Raw genomic sequence first — 19048 nt, 5'->3', positions numbered from 1 at the left:
AGACGCCCATGCCGTACCGCCCGCCGCTGGTCCCGTACGAGACGTTCGTGGCCGACCCGCCCGACCTGCCGGTCCGCGCCCCCGGCGAGGAGGGCGCCGACGACGTGCTGCGGGCCGAGGTCGCCGCGACCGACGCGCAGGGGGTCACGCTCACCGCGACCTGCGCGTCCGGCCGCACGCTCGCCGCGCGCGTCGAGGCCGCCGGGGACGGGATCATCCGGGTACGCCTCGCCGACGACCTCTCGGTCCGCAGCCGGTCCGCACGGGCACTGACGCTGGTCCACCCGCAGCCGCACCCGGCCACGGTGACTGTCACCGACGGGCGCGTCCGGGTGGGTGCCGGTGGCGTGGTCGCCGAGGTGCGCCTGGACCCGTGGGGGTTGCGCTTCCTCACCCCCGACGGTCGGCTGCTGCTGGCCGCCGACGGCGGCACCCGGGACATCAGCGGTCGCCGCCGCACGCTGCCGCTCGGCCGCTCCACAGTCGACGGGGAGCCGGTGGCCTGGCACGAGAGCTTCGTCGCACCCGGCGACGAACGGTTCGTCGGCTTCGGCGAGAAGTTCACGCCGCTGGACAAGCGCGGCCAGCGACCGCTGATGTGGAACTTCGACGCGTTCGGCGGCGAGTCCGACCGCTCGCACAAGAACGTGCCGTTCTACCTGTCCGACCGCGGCTACGGCGTCCTCGTCGACAGCGGACTGCCGGTGCAGTTCGACGTGTGCGCGAGCACCCACAGCAGCGTGCAGATCCTCGTCCCGGACGACCTGCTCGACTACTACGTGCTGGCCGGACCCACCCCGGAGCGGGTACTCGACCGGCTCGACACGCTGACCGGACGGCCGTACCTGCCGCCGAGATGGGCGTTCGGCGCCTGGATCTCGTCGGGCTTCTTCCCGGACAGCCAGCAGCGCGTGCTGGAACGGGCCCGGCGCATCCGCGAGCGGGACATCCCCTGCGACGTGCTGCACCTCGACTGCTACTGGCAGGTCGCCGGGCACTGGTCGGACCTGCGCTGGGATGCCGACGCCTTCCCGGACCCGGACGGCATGCTCAAGGACCTCACCGAGCAGGGCTTCCGGGTGTGCCTGTGGATGAACCCGTACCTGATGACCGGCAGCCCGCTCTACGCCGAGGCCGAGGCCGCCGGGTACTTCCTGCGCCGCCCCGACGGCGGCACGTACGTCGCCGACACCTGGCACGGCAGCTACCCGGAGTGCGCCATCGTGGACCTCACGAACCCCGCGGCGGTGCGCTGGTTCCAGGGCCTGCTGCGGCCGCTGCTGGCGCAGGGCGTCGCGGCGTTCAAGACCGACTTCGCCGAGGGCGTGCCTGCGGACGCCGTCGCGCACAACGGCATGACCGGCGTGGAACTGCACAACGTGTACGCGCTGCTGTTCAACGACGCGGTCGCCGACGTCACCGAGGAGGTCGCAGGGCACCGCACGGTGTGGGCGCGCTCGTCGTACCTGGGCGGGCAGCGGCACAGCGCCCAGTGGAGCGGCGACGTCAACGCCACCTGGCCCGGCATGGCCAGCACGCTGCGTGGCGGCCTGTCCCACGGGCTGTCGGGCGTGCCGTTCTGGAGCCACGACACCGGCGGTTTCCACGGCACCCCCGAACCGGACCTGTACGTGCGCTGGACCCAGTTCGGCGCGCTCTCCCCGCTGGTACGGCTGCACGGCACCACCAGCCGCCTGCCGTGGGAGTTCCCGCCCGAGGCGGAACGGCACGCGGTGGACGCGCTGCGGCTGCGCTACCGGCTGCTGCCGTACCTCTGGTCGGTGGCGGTGGCGAGCGCCCGCACCGGCGGCCCGATGCTGCGGGCGCTGCTCGTCGACACCCCTGACGACCCGGCCGCCTGGACCGCCGACCTCCAGTACCGCCTCGGCCCCGACCTGCTGGTGGCGCCGGTGCTCGACCCGTCCGGCGAGCGTGCCGTCTACCTGCCGGCGGGCGACGACTGGCTCGACGCGTACACGGGGCAGCGGCACCCCGGCAGCCGGCACCTGCGGGTGAGCGTGCCGCTCGATCGGCTGCCGCTGTACGTGCGGCACGGCGCGCTGATCCCCACGGTGACGCCCGCGGCGACGGTCGGGACCGGCGCGTTCCGGGACGTCACGCTGGTGGCATGGGGCGGCGTGGACGGCGTGAGCATGGTGCACGACCCCGACGGCGACACCACGATCACCGCCGTGCGCGACGGGGACACGCTGCGTGTACGCGTGGACGGGCCGCTGGACGTACGGCGGGTCAGCGTGGTCGGTGAGGATCCGCCGCGCCGGGTGGTGCTCGACGGCGAGCCGGTCCCGGTGACGCCGTTCGCGCCGTGGTTCGGCGGCGGAGACCGGCCGGCCGGAATCTCGCCCATTTAGTTTAAGCTGTAGCCGAACTCGGGGCCGGGCGCAGGAGGCGGGCAGTACGTGATCAGCATCGACCGGCCGACGGCCGACCTCGGCGACGTGCGGGTGACCAACCGGGCCGCTGTGCTCCGGCACGTCCGCCGGCATGCCCCCTGCTCCCGGGCCGACGTGGCCGCGCACACCGGGCTGAACAAGGCCACCGTCTCCAGCCTGGTCGCCGAGCTGATCGAGCACGGCCTGCTGCGGGAGACCGGGCTGACCGAGAACCGGGTGGGCCGCCCGGCCACCATGCTCGTGCTCGACGGCTCCCGCTACGTCGGGCTCGGCCTGCGCGTCGGCGCGGACGAACTGGTGGCGGTCGCCGCCGGACCGGGCGGCGACCCGGTGCTCACCTGGCGACGGGCGTTCCCCGCCGCCACCGCCGGTCCCGAGGAGACGGTGAAGGCGCTCGCCGCGCTGGTCCGGCGCGCCGTCACCCGGATCGGCGCCGACCGCACCGTGCTCGGCCTGACCGTTGCCGTACCAGGGCTGGTGGATCCCGACGGCGACGTGCCGGCCGCCCCGGCGCTGGGCTGGCGCGGCGTGCCGCTTGCGGCGTCGGTGCGCCGCGCGCTACGCGACCCGGGTTTCCCCGTCGCCGTCGACACCGAGGCCAACCTCGCCGTGCTGGCCGAGCGGCGGCACGGCCCGTACGCCGCCACCACCGATCTGGTGCACCTCACCGGCGGCCCGGCGATCGGCGCGGGCCTGATCAGCGGCGGCCGGCTGCTGCGCGGCGGCCGGGGCTTCGCCGGGGACGTCGGGCACCTGCCGCTGGCCGCTGACGGCCCGGCCTGCGACTGCGGGCGGCGCGGCTGCCTCACCGCGCTGCTCGGCGTGGACGCGGTGATCCGCCGGCTGCTACCAGACGCCGGGCCGGTCACCGACCACCTGCCGGAGATCGAACGGATCCAGGCCCTGGCCCGCGCCGGGGACGAGCCGGTACGGACCGGGCTCACCGAGATGGGCCGGCTGCTCGGGCAGGCCGTGTCGGTGCTGTCCGGGCTACTCGACCCGGAGGTGGTGGTGGTCGGCGGTCACCTGGCGGCGCTCGCGCCGTGGCTGCTGCCGGCCGCCCACGCCGAACTCGCCGCCCGCACACCGGTCCCACCCGGCGTGCGGCTGGAGGCCAGCACGCTCGGGTCCGCGGCCGGCGCGCTGGGCGGGGCCACCGCCGCAATGGCCACAGTGGAGGCAGGACGCCTGCCCGCCGGATGACCCCTTGACCGCACCCGCCGGAAGGTGTCAACCTCGGTAGCGCCGCGTTTCGGGACCGGGCAACCTGCGAAGCGGCGTGTTTTTCGGCGGTTGTCGAAGCGCTTCACCACCGCTCCGGGCCGACATCGCCGACCCCCACCACCACCCCTTTTCGCGTACGCGCCGCCGCATCACCGGCTCGTTAGTCGAAGCGCTTCGACGAACGAGCGGCAGCACGTACGCCGACCGGAGGCGCCCACCATGACCGACCCCGTCCCCCACCGTCTCGACGACCTGCTGGCCCGGCTCACGCTGCCGGAGAAGCTCGGCCTGCTGCACCAGTGGCAGGCGCCGGTGCCCCGGCTCGGCCTGCGCGCGTTCCGCACCGGCACCGAGGCGCTGCACGGCGTCGCGTGGCTCGGCACCGCCACCGTCTTCCCGCAGGCGATCGGCCTGGCCGCGAGCTGGAACCCGGACCTGATCCGGGCGGTCGGGGCCGCCGTCGGCGACGAGGTGCGGGTCAAGCACCGGGCCGACCCGGACCGCGTCGGTCTCAACGTGTGGGCGCCGGTGGTCAACCCGCTGCGCGACCCCCGGTGGGGGCGCAACGAGGAGGGCTGGTCCGAGGACCCGTGGCTGACCGGCCGGCTCGCCACCGCGTACGCGCTGGGGCTGCGCGGCGACCACCCGATCCGGCTGCGGACCGCGCCGACGCTCAAGCACTTCCTCGGCTACAACAACGAGACCGACCGGGCCACCACCTCCAGCGACTTGCCGCCCCGGGTGCTGCACGAGTACGAGCTGCCCGCGTTCCGCGCTCCCCTGGCGGCAGGTGCGGCGGTGGCGGTGATGGCGTCGTACAACCTGGTCGACGGCGTGCCAGCGCACCTGAGCCCACTGATCGAGGGTGAGCTGCGCGGCTACGCCGACGACGAGATCATGGTGGTGGGTGACGCCGGGGCGGTCGGCAACATCGCCGGCGTGCAGGAGTACCTGCCCGACCACGTGGCGGGCTTCGCCGCCGCGCTGCGTGCCGGCATCGACAGCTTCACCGAGGACGACGAGGACAGCGCCCCCACAGTGGAGCGCCTCACCGAGGCGCTGGCGCGCGGACTGATCGAGCCCTCCCACGTGGACCGGGCGGTACGGCGGATCCTGTCCGTGCGGTCGCGGCTGGGCGACCTGGCCCCGGACCCCCACGACGACGTGCCGCCGGACACGCTCGACAGCCTCGCCCACCGGGAACTCGCCCGCGAGGCCGCCCGCCAGTCGGTGGTGCTGCTGCGCAACGACGGCCTGCTGCCGCTGCGCCCCGGCACCCGGGTCGCGGTGTTCGGCCCGCTCGCCGACACCGTGCTCACCGACTGGTACAGCGGCACCCCGCCGTACACGATCAGCCCGTACGCCGGGCTGCTCGGACGGCTGCCCGAGGTGACCACCCACCCCGGCACCGACCGGATCACCCTGCACGTCGGCGACCGCGCGGTACGCCACGACGACGGCCCGCTGGCGCTCGGCGACACAGCGGCCGAGTTCGACGTGGTCGACTGGGGGCAGGACGTGGTGGCGCTGCGCGCCGTGGACACCGGCCGGTACGTCGGCGCCGACGACACCGGGGGCCTCGCCGCCGACCGCGACGGACCGGGCGGCTGGGTGGTACGCGAGACGTTCCGCCTGCACCACCGGCCCGACGGCACCGCGCTGCTGCACCACCTGGCCACCGGCCGGCACGTCGGCGTCGCACCGGACGGACGGCTGAGCGTCGCCACCGGCGACCCGGCCGTGTTCACCGTGACGCTGCTCGTCGACGGGGCCGCCGCTGCCGCCGCGCTCGCGGCCGAAGCCGACGTGGCGGTGGTGGTGCTCGGCAACCACCCGATGGTCAACGGCCGGGAGACCGAGGACCGGGCCGACCTGGAGCTGCCCACCGGCCAGGCCGAGTTGCTGCGGGCCGTGCACGCCGCGAACCCGCGGACCGTGCTGGCGCTGACGAGCAGCTACCCGTACGCGGTGGGCTGGGCGCAGGAGCACGTGCCGGCGGTGCTGTGGAGTGCCCACGGCGGACAGGAGCACGGCAACGGGCTGGCCGATGTGCTGCTCGGCGCCGCCGACCCGGGCGGGCGGCTCACCCAGACCTGGTACGCCGACGCCGCCGAACTGCCCGACCTGCTCGACTACGACGTCATCGGCGCCGACGCCACGTACCTGTACCACCGGGGTGAGCCGCTGTACCCGTTCGGGCACGGGCTCAGCTACGCCACGTTCGACTACGCTGACCTCCGGTTGAGCACCACCACGGCGCGCGCCGGCGAGGAGGTGGAGGTGAGCGTCGAGGTCACCAACACGGGCCGCCGCCCGGGCACCGAGGTCGTGCAGCTCTACACCCGGCAGCGGCGCTCCCGGGTCAAGCAGCCGCTGCGGCAGTTGCGCGACTTCGCCCGCGTCACGCTCGACCCGGGCTGCGCCGCCCGGGTGACGCTGCGGCTGCGTACCGCCGATCTGGCCTGGTGGGACGAGACCCGCGCCGCGATGGTGGTGGAGGACGCCGTCCACTCCGTGCTGGTCGGCCGGTCCGCGCGGGACATCCGGCTCGCCGGCGCGCTGACAGTGACCGGCGGCGACGCCACCGCCGAGCCGGCGGGCTCCCGCATCGGGGCGGTCCGGTGAGCGGCCGGACCCCGGGTGAGCAGGTCACCATCGCCGACGTGGCCCGGCACGCCGGGGTGGCCGCCAGCACCGTGTCGTACGTGCTCAGCGGCAAGCGCACCATCTCGGCCACCACCCGGGGACGGGTGCTCGCCAGCGTCCGCGCGCTCGGCTACCACCCGCACGCCGGGGCCCGGGCGCTGGCCAGCCGCAAGGCCAACGTGATCGCGCTGGTGCTGCCGCTGCGTACCGGCATGCAGGTGCCAGTGGTGATGCGGTTCGCCACCGCCGTGGTCACCACCGCCCGGCGCTACGACCACGACGTGCTGCTGGTCACCGCCGACGAGGGACCGGCCGGGCTGCACCGCATCGCCGGCAGCGCGCTCGTCGACGGCGTGCTGCTGATGGACGTGGAGCTGGAGGACTCCCGGGTGCCGCTGCTGCGCGAGCTGGCGCTACCCGGCGTCCTGATCGGGCACCCTGCCGACAGCACCGGGCTGGCCTGCGTGGACCTCGACTTCCGGCGCGCCGGTGAGCTGTGCGTGGAACACCTGGCCGCCGCCGGGCACCGGCGGATCGCGCTGCTCGGCGCCCCCGCCGCGGTCTACGACCGGGGCACCGGGTTCGCCCACCGCACCCGCGCCGGGGTACGCGCCGCGGCCGAGCGGCTCGGCGTCGACGCGGTGACCCGGCCCTGCGAGGAGGGACCGGCCGCGGTACGCCGGGACCTGGAGGCGCTGCTCGCCGACCATCCGGACGTCACCGGGCTGGTCGTGCAGAACGAGTCGGCGGTCGGGCCGGTGCTCGCCACGCTGCCGCTGCTGGGCCGCCGGGTGCCCCGCGACGTGTCGGTGGTCGCGATCTGCCCGGACGAGCTGGCCGAGCAGTCAGGGCTCACCTGCGTGCCGGTGCCCGCCGAGGAGGTCGGACGGCAGGCGGTGGCGTTGCTGATGCGGCGCCTGAACGGCGAGCCGGTGCCGGAGGTGACGCTGCTGGAACCGCACCTCACCGTGCGGGACACCAGCGCCGGCCGGTGACGGCGCACCGCATCCACGACACCGTACCGGCCGACGACTGGACGGACGCGTTCCTCACCGGCAACGGCGAGCTGGGACTCATGGTCCACGGGCGGCCGCACGCGGAACGGATCGTGGTGAACCACCACCGGCTCGTCCTGCCGAACGGCACCCGGGACGCCCGCGCGCCCGAGCTGGCCGGCCGGATGCCGCACATCCGCGCGCTGGTGCTCGCCGGACGCCGGGCCGAGGCCGCCCGGCTGCTCACCGGCGGCCGGGAACTGGAGTGGACCCAGTCGTTCCACCCCGGGTACGCGCTCACAGTCGACGCCGCGCCCGGACCGGTACGCGACTACCGGCGCGACACCGACTTCACCACCGGGGAGGTGACTGTCGACTGGTCGGGCGGGCGGCGGCGCTGCTTCGCCTCCCGCGCCGACGACGTGGCGGTGCTTCACCTCGACCAGGGCGACTGCGTGGTCGGGGCGACGGGTGAGCTGCCCGGCAAGCCGGCCGACGTGGTGTACGAGCACGCCGCGTACCGCCGCGGCGGGCTGGTGTTCCTGCGGGTCCGCGCCCGCTATCCGGACGCCGGCGGCGCGTACGGGTTCGAAGGGCTGACGTTGCTGCGCGGCGACGTGACCGTCGACGGCGACCGGGTGCGGGTACGCGGACCGGCGCTGCTCACCACGCTCGTGGACCGGCCCGGCGCGCCGCCGTGGCGTACCCGGGCCTCGGAGGGGCGGCTCGCCGCGCTGACCGGGGACTACGACACGCTGCTGGCCCGGCACGTGCCGCGCCATCTCGGCCCGTACACCCGGGTCGGCCTGGACCTCGGCGTGCCCGCCGCCGACCGGGCGCTACCAGTCGGTGAGCTGCTGGCCCGGCAGGCCGCCGCGCCGGACCGGCTGGACCCGGCGCTGCTGGAACGGCTGTTCCACGCCGGCCGGTACCTGCTGTTCAGCGCCAGCGGGGTGCTGCCGCCCCGGCTGACCGGGCTGTGGCTGGGCTCCTGGGACGCCGCGTGGGCCGGTGACTTCACCACCGACGCGAACCTGAACCTCCAACTGGCGGGCGCGAACGTGGGCGCGCTGCCCGAGGTGACAGCCGCGCACGCCCGGCTGGTCGCCGCGCAGGTGGACCACTGGCGCGCCAACGCCCGCACGGTGTACGGGGCGCGCGGGCTGCTGGCACCCAGCCGCACCGACGGCGAGCACGGGCACCTGTTCCACGTCCACCCCGACTGGCCGTTCACCGCGTGGCTGGCCGGCGCGGACTGGCTGCTGCACCCGCTGCACGAACACCACATGGTCACCGGTGAGCCGCTGGGCGAGGTGGCCGGCTGGCTGGCCGAGGTGGCGGACTTCTTCGCCGACGTGCTGACCGTCGTGGACGGGCGGCCGGCGCTGGTGCCGTCGTACTCGCCGGAGACCGGCCCGTACGACGACACCGGCCGGGTCGCGCCGGTCGCGGTCAACGCCACCATGGACGTCGCCGCCGCCCGGCACGCGCTGCGGCTGGCCGCCGAGGTGACAGGCGATGACCGGTGGGCCGGGGTGCGGCCGCCGGACTACCTGGTCGACGGGCGCGGCGCGCTCGCCGAGTGGGCGTGGCCGGGCAGCACCGGCGACGAGGACCACAGGCACGTCAGCCACCTGTATCCGGTGTGGCCGCTGCACGAGATCGACCCGGACGACACCCCGGAACTGGCCGCCGCCGCGCACCGGGCGCTGACGCTGCGCGGCGACGAGAACCGGTCCGCGCACGGCAGCCTGCACCGGGCGCTGGCGGCGGCACGGCTGCGCGACGGCGAACTGGTCGCGGCGAACCTGCGCAAGATCCTCGGCGCGGACATGTTCTTCCGGTCGTTGATGAGCGCGCACAACCCGGGCCGGACCACGTACAACGCCGACGCCGCGCACGCGCTCCCGGCGGTGCTGATCGAGTCGCTGGTGCAGTCGTGCCCGGGAACGCTGCGGCTACTGCCCGCGCCGCTACCGGGCCTGTCCTCGGGCACGCTGCGCGGCATCACCTGCCGGGGCCGGGTCGTCGTCGAGGAGCTGACCTGGACGCCGGGCCGGGTCCGGGCGCGGCTGGTGTCGCCGGTGGCGCAGCGCGTAGTCGTGCACGCGCCCGGCGGCCACCGTGCGGTGACGCTGACCCCGGGCCGGCCGTACGAGGTGGCGTTCGGCTAGAGATTGTCGGGCTGGTGCAGCGCCGGGTGACTCTGTCCCGGCGCGGCGTACCAGGGCGGGGCGTCGTCGGTGAGCGCGGTGCCGATCCGCAGCCGCGCCCAGTCGTCCAGGTCGGGCAGCGCGTCCGGCGCGAACCAGGCCACCGCCAGCGACTCGTCGCCGTCGGCCGCCGGTGCCCCGCCGACCGCCCGGCAGCGGAACCAGATGTTCAGGTATTCGCAGGCGTCGCCGTTGGGGTAGACCACCGGGTGGGTGGCGACACCGGCGAGCCGGTCGATCGCCACCTTCACGCCCGTCTCCTCGTGGACCTCCCGCACCAGCGCGTCGGCGGGCTGCTCGCCCGGGTCGACGGTGCCCGCCGGGACCGACCAGCGGCCGTTGTCGCCCCGGCGGGCCAGCAGCACCCGTCCCGCGTCGTCGGTGACCACGCCGCTGACGCCGTACAGCATGAGCAGGTCGTGGCCGACGTGGCGGCGCAGCCGGGCGATGTAGGGCGAGACGGCCATGGCGAGCAGGCTACCGGCGGTCCTGCCGGTGCCGCCGGACCATGCCCTCGGCCAGCGCCGCACCGTCCAGGTCACCGGCGGCCAGTCTTGTGGCGACGGTACGGCGCACCATCCGGTCGGCCAGCGCCGGAGCGTGCCGGGCCAGCGCCAGTTCGATCCGGCCGCGCCGGGTGGTGGCGACGTCCCGTGGCGCGCGCCGGGCGGTCGCGGCGCGCAGGATCGCGGCCACCACCCCCTCGACCGGCTCCGGGCGGGACACCCCGCTCAGCGACAGCCCGGCCGCCACGGTGCTGTCGTGGATCGGGGAGGCGACCATGCTCGGGTAGACGACGCTGACGCCCACGTGGGTGCCGACTTCGTGGCGCAGCGCGTCGGCGTACGCGACGAGCGCCCGCTTGCTGACCCCGTACGCGGCGGCCAGCGGCAGCGGCAGCACCGCCATCCGGCTGGCCACGAAGATCACCCGGCCGCGGGCCGCCTCCAGGGCCGGCATCGCGGCGGCGGTGGTCCGCCAGGCGGCGAGCAGGTTCACCTCGATCTGGCGGCGTACCACCTCGTCCGGCGGCAGCTCGGCGGGCGCGGGCCCGCCGACACCGGCGTTGTTGACGAGCAGGTCCAGCCCGCCGAGCCGGTCGACGGCCGCGGCCACCGCCGGTGGCGTCGCGGCCGGGTCGGTCAGGTCGACGCCGAGCACCGGCGGTGTGACGTCGGGGTCGGCGTGCAGGTCCAGCCCGACCACGTGGGCGCCGGCGGCGGTGAGCGCCGCGCCCAGGTGCTGCCCGAACGTGCCCCGGGCGCCGGTGACGAGCACCCGCCGTCCGGCCAGCCCGCTGCCACGGCCCGGCGCGTTCACTCCGGTCCGCTCACGGCCTGCCGCGCTCATCGGGCCGCTCCGGCGCGGCGCCGCCCGGCGGCCAGTTCGCGGCCCAGTTCGGCCAGGTAGACGTCGAAGTCCACGCGCATGTGCGGGCGGCGCTGCCCCCACCGGGCGGTGGCGGCGCGCAACTCGTCGCGGCAGGCGGCGGCCTGCCGGGCCGGATCCGGTGGCGTCCAGGTGCCGGCCAGGCGCGCGGCCACCAGCCGGGCCTGCGCCTCGACCAGGGGGAACGCCGCGCCGGTGGACTGCATGAGCCCGACGAACGCCAGACCGGGGGCGTCCAGGTGGAACACGTGCCGGTACAGCGGCAGCCGGTCGGCGCCGTCGCCGAGCAGCGCCGGGTCGAGGAACGGCACCTCCACCCGGTAGCCGGTGCACCAGACGACCAGGTCGATCTCGTCGTGGCGGCCGTCGGTGAACTCGACCCGGTCGCCGTCGAAGCGGGCGATGCCGGGCCGGGCCTGGATGTCGCCGTGGGTGAGCCGGGACAGCAGCGCGTCGGACAGCGTCGGGTGGTCCTGGAGGAAGCCGTGCGCCGGTGCGGGCAGCCCGTACCGGGTGGGCGGGCCGACCGCAGTGGTGATCATGGTCTGGCTGATCCGCTGCCGCAGCCGCCAGGGCAGCCGCCGGGCCAGCGCGCCGTTGAGCGTGTCCGACGGGCGGCCGAGCAGGTACTTGGGCACCACCCACACGCCGCGGCGCAGCGACAGCAGCGTGCGTTCGGCGGCGTACGAGGCGTCGACGGCGATGTCCATGGCCGAGTTGCCGCCACCGACCACGAGGACCCGTCGCCCGGCGAGCTGTTCCGGGCCGCGGTAGTCGTGGCTGTGCATCTGCTCGGCGGCGCACTCGCCCGGGTACGGCTCGGGTCGCTTCGGCACCCGGTTGTGCCCGTTGGCGACCACCACCGCCTCGACGTCGACCTCGACCGGGCCGTCCGGGCCGGTGGCCCGCACCCGCCAGCCGTCGCCGGTGCGGGTGACCTGCTCGACGGTGTGCCGCAGCCGTACCGCCTCGCGCAGCCCGAACCGGTCGGCGTAGTCGCCGAGGTAGCCGGCGACGCGGGCGTGGTCGGGGTAGTCGGGCCAGTCGGCGGGCATCGGATGGTCGGCGAACTCGGTGCGCCCCTTGCTGGTGTTCAGGTGCAGCGTCCGGTACGCGGGCGAGCCGGGGGCGCCGTACACCCAGAGGCCGCCGAGCGTGTCCGCCGCCTCGAACGCCACCGCCGGGACACCGGCGTCGGCGAGCGCCTTGAGCGTGGCCAGCCCGGCGGCTCCGGCGCCGACGACAGCGACCCTGGGTGTGGCCATACCCGCCTCCTTAATCCAACGACTGATGGATAATCCCCGGAGCGCGGGCCGGCGTCAAGGGCGGGTGTCTCCCGGGCCGCCGGCATACAGCGCGTCGAGGAATCGGTGCACGAACGCCCGGAACTCCCGGCGCTCCCGAGCCCCCGAGCCGGTCCCGGCGGCGAGCGCCACCACGTGCCCGTGCACCGCCCAGACCAGGGAACGCACCGTCACGTGCGGGGTCGGCTCGGTCAGCGCGCCGGCCCCGGACGCCGCCACCAGCAGCTCCTCGACCAGCCCGTACAGCGGGGCGGCGTAGCGGCGGTCCAGCTCGCCGTGCCGCTGCGGCTCCAGCCAGCGGCGCAGCCACAGCGCGGTCGTCTCCGGCCGGTCCTCCAGGAAGTCGACGAACACGTCCACCAGGTCGTGCAGCGCCCGCAGCGCGTCCTGCGGGCCCGCTGCCAGGGCCGCCCGGGCGCGTTCCCCTGCTGCCTCGATGACCTCCCGCTCGGCGCTGAACACCCGGGCGAAGCAGGCGTCGTAGAGCTGCGCCTTGGTGCCGGTGTGGTGCACGACGGTGGCCGCGTCCACCCCCGCCGCGGCGGCGACGTCGCGGACGCTCACCGCGTCGAAGCCCCGCTCGGCGAACAAGGCGGTGGCGGCGGCGAGCACCAGGTCACGGGTCGGCCGCTGGTCGTCGCGGCGGGGCCGGCCCGGACGGCGGCGAGGCATGGTCATCCGGCCATTGTTACCCCTACAATCCAGCAACCGTTGGATTGGGGGCGGCGCGCCCCGAGGACAGGAGACCGCCATGACCGGGCTGGATCAGCGCTCCGACGCGGTCACCCTGCCGCGCGGCCCGCTCGTCGGGTTCGCCACCGGCTCACTCGGCATGGGCGTCTGGGTCACCGTGCCCGGGCTGCTGCTGCTCTACTTCCTGACCGACGTGCTGGCGGTCGCGCCGTGGCTCGCCGGGCTCACGCTGCTGCTGCCGAAGATCGCCGACGTGCTGCTGCACCCGTGGATCGGGCACCGCTGCGACGTGGAGCAGGCCCGCCGGGGCCACCGCCGCCGGCTGCTGCTGGCCGGATGTGCGCTGCCGCTGGCGTTCGCCGCCCTGTTCGCGGTGCCCGGCGGCCTCACCGGCGCCGCCGCGGCCGGCTGGGTGGCGGTCTTCTTCGTCGCCGGCAACCTGCTGTTCGCCGCGTACCAGGTGCCCTACCTGGCGACCCCGGCGGACCTGCGGATCGGCTACCACGAGCGGACCCGGCTGATGGCGTTCCGGATGGTGGTGCTGACGCTCGGCATCCTGGTCTCCGGACTGCTCGCGCCGCTGCTGGCCGGCGGCGACGACGCCACACGCGACGGTTACCTGCGGATGGGCGTGGTGCTGGCGGCCGGGATGCTCGCCGCGATGCTGGTCGGCGTCGCCGGGATCGGCCGGCTGCGCCGCACCGCCGCCGACACGGCCCCGCCGCACGGCCCGGGCGGGTGGCGGGCGCTGGCGGCGAGCCTGTGGGACCGGCAGTTCCGCTGGCTGGTCGGCGCGTACCTGGCCATGTCCACCACCACCCACCTGGTGCTCGCCGGGGTGCCCTACTACGCCGAGTACGAACTGGGCCGCCCCGGACTCACCACCGTGCTGGTGGCCGCGTTCGTCGCACCCGCGCTGCTGGTCACCCCGGGCTGGCTGGCGGTGGCGCGGCGGATCGGCAAGCAACGTGCCCTGCTCGCCGGGCAGGCCGCGTTCGCCGCCGGGTCGCTGGTGCTGGCGATCGGCCGCCCCGCCGGACTGCCGGTCCTGGTGGCCGCCGTGGCGGTGCTCGGGGTGGCGTTCGCCGGCATGCAACTGCTGCCGTTCTCGATGCTGCCCGACGTGATCCGCGCGGCAGGCGGCACCGAGCGGGCCGGCACGTACACCGGGGTGTGGACCGCCACCGAGGCCACCGGCGCCGCGCTCGGCCCCTACGCGTACGCGCTGTGCCTCGCCGCCGGCGGGTTCGTGGCCTCGACCGCCGGGCAGACCGTGACCCAGTCCCCGACCGCGCTGGACGCGCTGCGCTACGGCTTCGGGCTGCTGCCCGCCGCCGTGATGGTGGTCGCCGTGCTGCTCCAACGCCGCTACACCCTCGACGGCGCGGCCCGGGCGGACGCCGCCGGATAGACTTCGCCCCCGATGGACGCCGAGCCCGCCACCGACACCCGACCCTGCGCCCACTGCGGACGCGACGTGCCGCAGCGCGTCGGCGCGGGCCGCCCGTTCCGCTACTGCCGGGACAACGACGGCGCCTGCCAGCGGGCCGCCCGCAACTCGCGGATGCGTCACCGCAACTCCCCCGGCCTGCCCGGGCAGGTGGCGCGCACCTGGGAGGCGGTGGACCGGCTCGACCAGATCGTGGAGACGCTCACCGAGGCGCTGCACGCCGAACTGTCACCGGCCGGTGTGGAGCGGCAGCTCGCCGAGCTGCGCGCGGAGACGTCGGCGCAGGTCGCCGCCGCGCACGCCGAACGCGACGAGGCCCGCCGTGAGGCCGAGGACGCGACCGCCGCGGCGGCCCGGGACCGGCAGCAGGCCCGCGCCGCGTACGCCGACCGCGACACCGCCGCCGAACGCGCCGAACGGGCGGAGGCCACCGCGTCCGCCGCCACCGAGCGGGTCGCCGCGGCCGAGGACGCCCGCGACGCCGCGCGCGCCGAGGCGGGTGCCGCGCAGGCGCTGCGGGTGCAGGCCGAACGCGACCGCGACGCGGCCCGGCACGAACTGCGCACGGTACGCACCGAACGTGACGCCGAACGCCGCCGCGCGGCCGAGCTGACCGCCGCCCGGGCCGACGCCGAGCGGGCCACCCGATCCGCCACCGAGGCCCTGGACCGGGCCGAACAGGCCCGCGCCGAGGCCGACCGGGCGCGCGCCGACGCGCAGGCCGCCCAGGGGCGGGCCGCCGAGGCGGAGCGCACGGCCCGGACCGCCGCCGAACGTGCCGACGCCGAGGCCGCCGCCGCGCGGCAGGCCCTCGCCGAGCGGGACCGCGCCGACGCGGCACGCGCCGACGCGGAGGCGGCGCTGGAACGAGCCCGTGCCGAGGCTGCCGCTTCCGTCGAGCGCGCCCGTGCCGACATGGCCGCCGCGGTGGAGCAGGCTACGGCCCGTACCGCCGAGCGGGACGCGGTCGCCGCGGAGCTGGCCGACGCGCGGCGGGCCGCGAGCGCCGCCGAGGCCCGGGCGGCCGACCTGGCCGCGCGGACGGCGGTGATCGAGGCCGACCGGGACGCCGCGCAGCGCCGGGCCGGGCAGCTCGCCGACCAGGTGAGCGATCTGGCGACGGCGCTGGCGCGGCTCGGCACGCGTACCGGCTGAGGCGGCCACGGGCTGGGAACGGGGCAGCGCCGCACCCGGTCGGGCGGCGAGGATCGGGGCATGGGAAAGACGTACGAGCGCATCGACGGGCGGCTGCGGGACTTCATCGAGGCGCAGCCGATGTTCTTCGTGGCCACCGCCCCGCTGTCAGGTGACGGCACCGTCAACCTGTCCCCGAAAGGGCTGCGCGGCTGCTTCGCGGTGCTCGACGAGCACACCGTGGCGTACCTGGACTTCGCCGGCAGCAACGCCGAGACCATCGCCCACCTGCGGGAGAACGGCCGGATCACGCTGATGTGGTGCGCGTTCGCCGGCCCGCCGAACATCGTGCGGGTGCACGGGCGCGGTGAGCCGGTGTTCCGCGACGACCCGCGCTGGCCCGGCCTGCTTGCCCACTTCCCGGACATCGACCCGGGTCCGCACGGGCTGCGGGCGATCATCGTGGTGCGCGCCGAGCTGGTCCGCGACACCTGCGGCTACGCGGTGCCGTTCATGACCTACGACGCCGACCGTGACCTGCACGAACGGCGGTTCGCCCGGGAGGACGACGTGTCGCTGAGCGCGTACTTCGCCGGCAAGGACCACGTCGCCACCAGCATCGACGGGCTGCCCGGCCTGCCGTTGCCGCTGCCGCCGACCCCGGCGGGGTGAGCGCTGTCAGTGGATGCCGGCCATCAGGTGCCGGATCTGGCGGGTGAACATCACCGCGGCCAGGCCCAGCACCACCGAGGCCAGCCCGAAGGTCAGGAAGTAGACCGGCTGGGACCAGGTGCCGGCCAGCCGGGCCACCTGACCGCCGATGGCGTCGCCGACGGCGGTGGCGAGGAACCACAGGCCCAGCATCTGGCTCGCGTACTTGACCGGGGCGAGTTTCGTGGTGGCGGACAGGCCGACCGGGCTCAGGGACAGCTCACCGGCGACCTGGATCGCGTACACCGCGACGAGCCACAGCGGTGAGACCAGGTCGCCGCCGACGGCGGCCTGCGCGGCGGCGGCCATCAACACGAACGACAGGCCGTTGAGCACCAGGCCGACGGCGAACTTCGTGGGCGTGGACACCCGGTGGCCGAGTTTGAGCCACAGCGCGGCGGCCAGCGGCGCGCCGATGATGATGAGGATCGGGTTCACCGACTGCAACCAGGACGCCGGGAACGTGAACCCGCCCACCGACCGGTCGGTCTGGTCGGCGGCGAAGATGTTCAGCACCGACCCGGCCTGGTCGTAGATGAGCCAGAACGAGGCGGCGAACAGGAACAGCCACACGTACGCCTTCATCCGGCTGCGTTCGGTGCCGCTGATCTCCCGGTCGGTGAGGATCCGCGCGAAGTAGCCGACTGTCACCAGCACCGTCACCACTGTGAGCAGGTTGACCACCGTGTCGACGGTGAACCAGCCGGCCACCAGCAGCACCAGCAGGACGGCGAGCACCACGACGCTCGCCACGCCGACGCGGGTCAGCGCGCGCCGCCGGTCGGCGCCGAGCAGCGGGTCCGCCGGGCGGGCACCGGCTTCGCCGAGGTTGCGGCGGCCCAGCACGTACTGGAGCACGCCGAAGGTCATGCCGACCGCGGCGGCGCCGAACCCCAGATGCCAGTTGATCTTCTCGCCGAGGAAGCCGGTGATCAGCGGCGCGATGAACGCGCCCAGGTTGATGCCCATGTAGAAGATGGAGAACCCGGCGTCGCGGCGCGGCGAGTCCCGCTCGTACAGGTCACCGACCATGGTGGAGATGTTCGGTTTGAGCAGGCCGGTGCCGAGCACGATCAGCGCCATGCCGGCGAACACGCTCCACCCGGTGGGGATCGCCATCACGTAGTGACCGGCGGCGATCACCACGCCGCCCCACAGCACGCTGCGCCGCGCGCCGATCAGCCGGTCGGCGACCCAGCCGCCGGGCAGCGCCATCAGGTAGACCATGGCGTTGTAGGTGCCGTACACGGCGTTGGCGCTGGACTCGCCGAGGTTCAGTCCGCCGTCGGCGACCGCGGCGGTCAGGTACAGCACGAGGATCGCCCGCATGCCGTAGAAGCTGAACCGCTCCCACATCTCGGTGAGGAAGAGCGTGGACAGCGCGCGGGGGTGACCGAAGAAGGTCTTCCCGGCTGGTGGTCGGGCCCCGACCGGCGCGTCACTGCTCATCGTCACCTCCGGCACGCAAACAGGTGGGTAACATCCCCGTTGACAGGCGAAACACTCCACCGATTCGGCCCGGCCGGGGACGACCCCGCCGGGCAGCTGTCATGGCCGGTTACCCTTGACACTCCCGACCCGCGTACGGCCCTGCCGCCGCGGGCCGGGGAATGGGCGAGCGGTGACCGGTCGTTACACCTGAAGACCAGCACCACGAACGAGGGGAAGTCGATCATGGGCGAGCGCATGCTGCGCGGTAGCCGGCTGGGAGCGGTCAGCTACGAGTCCGACCGCAACACGGAGCTCGCGCCGCGTCAGACCCGCGAGTACCTCTGCGCCAAGGGCCACCAGTTCGAGGTGCCGTTCGCCGTCGACGCCGAGGTCCCGACGACCTGGGAGTGCAAGTTCGACGGCAGCGTGGCCCGTCTGGTCGACGGCACCGAGCCGGAGCAGAAGAAGGCCAAGCCGCCGCGTACCCACTGGGACATGCTGCTGGAGCGGCGCTCGATCGCCGAGCTGGAGGACATCCTCGCCGAGCGGCTCCAGGAGGTCCGCACCCGCCGCGGTCGTGCCTGAGCACCTCCCGCAATGACCGAAAACGCCCCCGGGATCACCCGGGGGCGTTTTTCGTTGCCCGGGCAGGCACGGCCCCGCCACTTCGGGGAGGTGGCGGTATCAAGCGTGCCTTGATGCCGCCATCTCCCCGAACTTGTGCCGATCATGGGAGGGCGGGTTGGTTGTGGGCTGCTGATCCGCCGCGCGTGGGCCGATCCGGGTGCCGGGCCGGTGACCGGGCCGCCGGCCCGGGGAGGCGGCGGGGTCGGGCGCGGTCCGATGCCACCACCTCGGCGAACTGGAGTTGATCAAGCTGACGGCGCAGCGGGGGCGCGTCAGCGGTCGACGATCTCGCCCTCGATGGCCTTGCCCGGGTCGGTGACCGGCTGCGGCGACGGCGCGGGACCAGGCGACGGGGCCGGCGCGGGCTCCGGGGTCGGCTGCGGCGCACCCCGGTACACGCGCACCCGGCGCGGCCCGAACAGGTCACCGGCGACCATCGACGACACCCGGCGCTCGGTGGCCCGGCGCACCCCGCCACCGGCCAGCCGGCGCAGCGGCGGCACCAGCAACAGCAGGCCCACCACGCCACTGACCAGGCCCGGCAGCGCCAGCAGCAGCGCGCCCAGCAGACCGACAAGCCCATCGGTCACCTCCGGGCCCGGCGGCCGGCCGGCCTGCGCCGCCGCGCGGAAGCCGCGCCACGCCCGCATGCCCTCGCGGCGCAGCAGCACCAGACCCAGCAGGGACGCCCCGAACACCAGCAGCACCGCCACGCCGAACCCGACGGCCCGGCCGACCAGCACGAAAACGGTCAGCTCCAGCAGCGCGAGCAGCAGCAGGGCCGGTGGTACGTACTTCAGTCCTCGGCGCATCTCAC

Annotated in this window: 15 protein-coding genes; 9 read left to right on the top strand and 6 right to left on the bottom strand. The window is 75.1% G+C overall.

Annotated elements, in window-relative coordinates:
* Positions 1-8: 8 nt before the first annotated feature.
* The 5 genes from FB455_RS22730 to FB455_RS22710 all read left to right on the top strand — a co-directional run bounded on the left by FB455_RS22730 (position 9) and on the right by FB455_RS22710 (position 9453).
* The gene (locus FB455_RS22730) at positions 9-2372 is read left to right on the top strand and encodes a TIM-barrel domain-containing protein (RefSeq protein WP_013286301.1); all 2364 of its coding nucleotides are present in this window, start codon (positions 9-11) and stop codon (positions 2370-2372) included.
* Between the two features lie 48 nt (positions 2373-2420).
* Positions 2421-3617: an ROK family transcriptional regulator gene (locus FB455_RS22725; RefSeq protein WP_013286300.1), complete on the top strand. Its 1197-nt coding sequence runs from the start codon at positions 2421-2423 to the stop codon at positions 3615-3617.
* 240 nt (positions 3618-3857) lie between these two features.
* Positions 3858-6263, top strand: a complete 2406-nt coding sequence (locus FB455_RS22720; RefSeq protein WP_145754943.1) for a glycoside hydrolase family 3 C-terminal domain-containing protein — start codon at positions 3858-3860, stop codon at positions 6261-6263.
* The gene (locus tag FB455_RS22715; protein WP_013286298.1) at positions 6260-7279 is read left to right on the top strand and encodes a LacI family DNA-binding transcriptional regulator; all 1020 of its coding nucleotides are present in this window, start codon (positions 6260-6262) and stop codon (positions 7277-7279) included. Before FB455_RS22720 ends, FB455_RS22715 begins: the two co-directional genes overlap by 4 nt.
* Positions 7276-9453, top strand: coding sequence for a glycoside hydrolase family 95 protein (locus FB455_RS22710; RefSeq protein ID WP_013286297.1), 2178 nt, complete (start codon positions 7276-7278; stop codon positions 9451-9453). The genes FB455_RS22715 and FB455_RS22710 overlap by 4 nt, the downstream gene beginning before the upstream one ends.
* Here FB455_RS22710 and FB455_RS22705 read toward each other — a convergent pair.
* Genes FB455_RS22705 through FB455_RS22690 form a run of 4 tightly spaced genes read right to left on the bottom strand, consistent with a single transcriptional unit; the run spans position 9450 to position 12863 of the window.
* Positions 9450-9959 (bottom strand): NUDIX hydrolase, encoded by a 510-nt coding sequence (locus FB455_RS22705; RefSeq protein ID WP_013286296.1) that lies wholly within the window; start codon positions 9957-9959, stop codon positions 9450-9452. The two genes, FB455_RS22710 and FB455_RS22705, sit on opposite strands and share 4 nt — an antisense overlap.
* Positions 9960-9969: 10 nt before the next feature.
* Positions 9970-10842 carry an SDR family NAD(P)-dependent oxidoreductase gene (locus tag FB455_RS22700; protein WP_013286295.1) on the bottom strand — a complete coding sequence of 291 codons (873 nt, stop codon included), beginning with the start codon at positions 10840-10842 and terminating at the stop codon, positions 9970-9972.
* Complete coding sequence (locus tag FB455_RS22695; protein WP_013286294.1) at positions 10839-12146, bottom strand: flavin-containing monooxygenase; 1308 nt, start codon at positions 12144-12146, stop codon at positions 10839-10841. Before FB455_RS22695 ends, FB455_RS22700 begins: the two co-directional genes overlap by 4 nt.
* 54 nt (positions 12147-12200) lie before the next feature.
* Positions 12201-12863 (bottom strand): TetR/AcrR family transcriptional regulator, encoded by a 663-nt coding sequence (locus FB455_RS22690; protein ID WP_235437406.1) that lies wholly within the window; start codon positions 12861-12863, stop codon positions 12201-12203.
* Between the two features lie 73 nt (positions 12864-12936).
* Between FB455_RS22690 and FB455_RS22685 the strand changes: the two genes are divergently transcribed.
* The 3 genes from FB455_RS22685 to FB455_RS22675 are packed head-to-tail and all read left to right on the top strand — an operon-like array spanning position 12937 to position 16134.
* Positions 12937-14289 (top strand): MFS transporter, encoded by a 1353-nt coding sequence (locus tag FB455_RS22685; protein WP_013286292.1) that lies wholly within the window; start codon positions 12937-12939, stop codon positions 14287-14289.
* Positions 14290-14301: 12 nt separating this feature from the next.
* Complete coding sequence (locus FB455_RS22680; RefSeq protein ID WP_145754942.1) at positions 14302-15483, top strand: hypothetical protein; 1182 nt, start codon at positions 14302-14304, stop codon at positions 15481-15483.
* Between the two features lie 60 nt (positions 15484-15543).
* Positions 15544-16134 (top strand): pyridoxamine 5'-phosphate oxidase family protein, encoded by a 591-nt coding sequence (locus FB455_RS22675; RefSeq protein ID WP_013286290.1) that lies wholly within the window; start codon positions 15544-15546, stop codon positions 16132-16134.
* 6 nt (positions 16135-16140) lie between these two features.
* Here FB455_RS22675 and FB455_RS22670 read toward each other — a convergent pair whose 3' ends face one another.
* Entirely contained in the window at positions 16141-17622 is a 1482-nt protein-coding gene (locus tag FB455_RS22670; RefSeq protein WP_013286289.1) for a peptide MFS transporter, read from the bottom strand.
* A 225-nt stretch (positions 17623-17847) separates the two neighbouring features.
* On the opposite strand from FB455_RS22670, the gene FB455_RS22665 reads away from it, so the two are divergent.
* Complete coding sequence (locus FB455_RS22665) at positions 17848-18189, top strand: RNA polymerase-binding protein RbpA (protein ID WP_007070998.1); 342 nt, start codon at positions 17848-17850, stop codon at positions 18187-18189.
* 314 nt (positions 18190-18503) lie between these two features.
* Here the strand turns inward: FB455_RS22665 and FB455_RS22660 are convergent, their stop codons facing one another.
* Positions 18504-19043: an FxsA family protein gene (locus tag FB455_RS22660; protein ID WP_013286288.1), complete on the bottom strand. Its 540-nt coding sequence runs from the start codon at positions 19041-19043 to the stop codon at positions 18504-18506.
* Between the last annotated feature and the right edge of the window lie 5 nt (positions 19044-19048).

Source organism: Micromonospora sp. CNZ296 (genome assembly GCF_007827635.1).
Note: the sequence above shows the minus strand (reverse complement) of the source record. Positions and strands in the feature narration are given on the sequence as shown.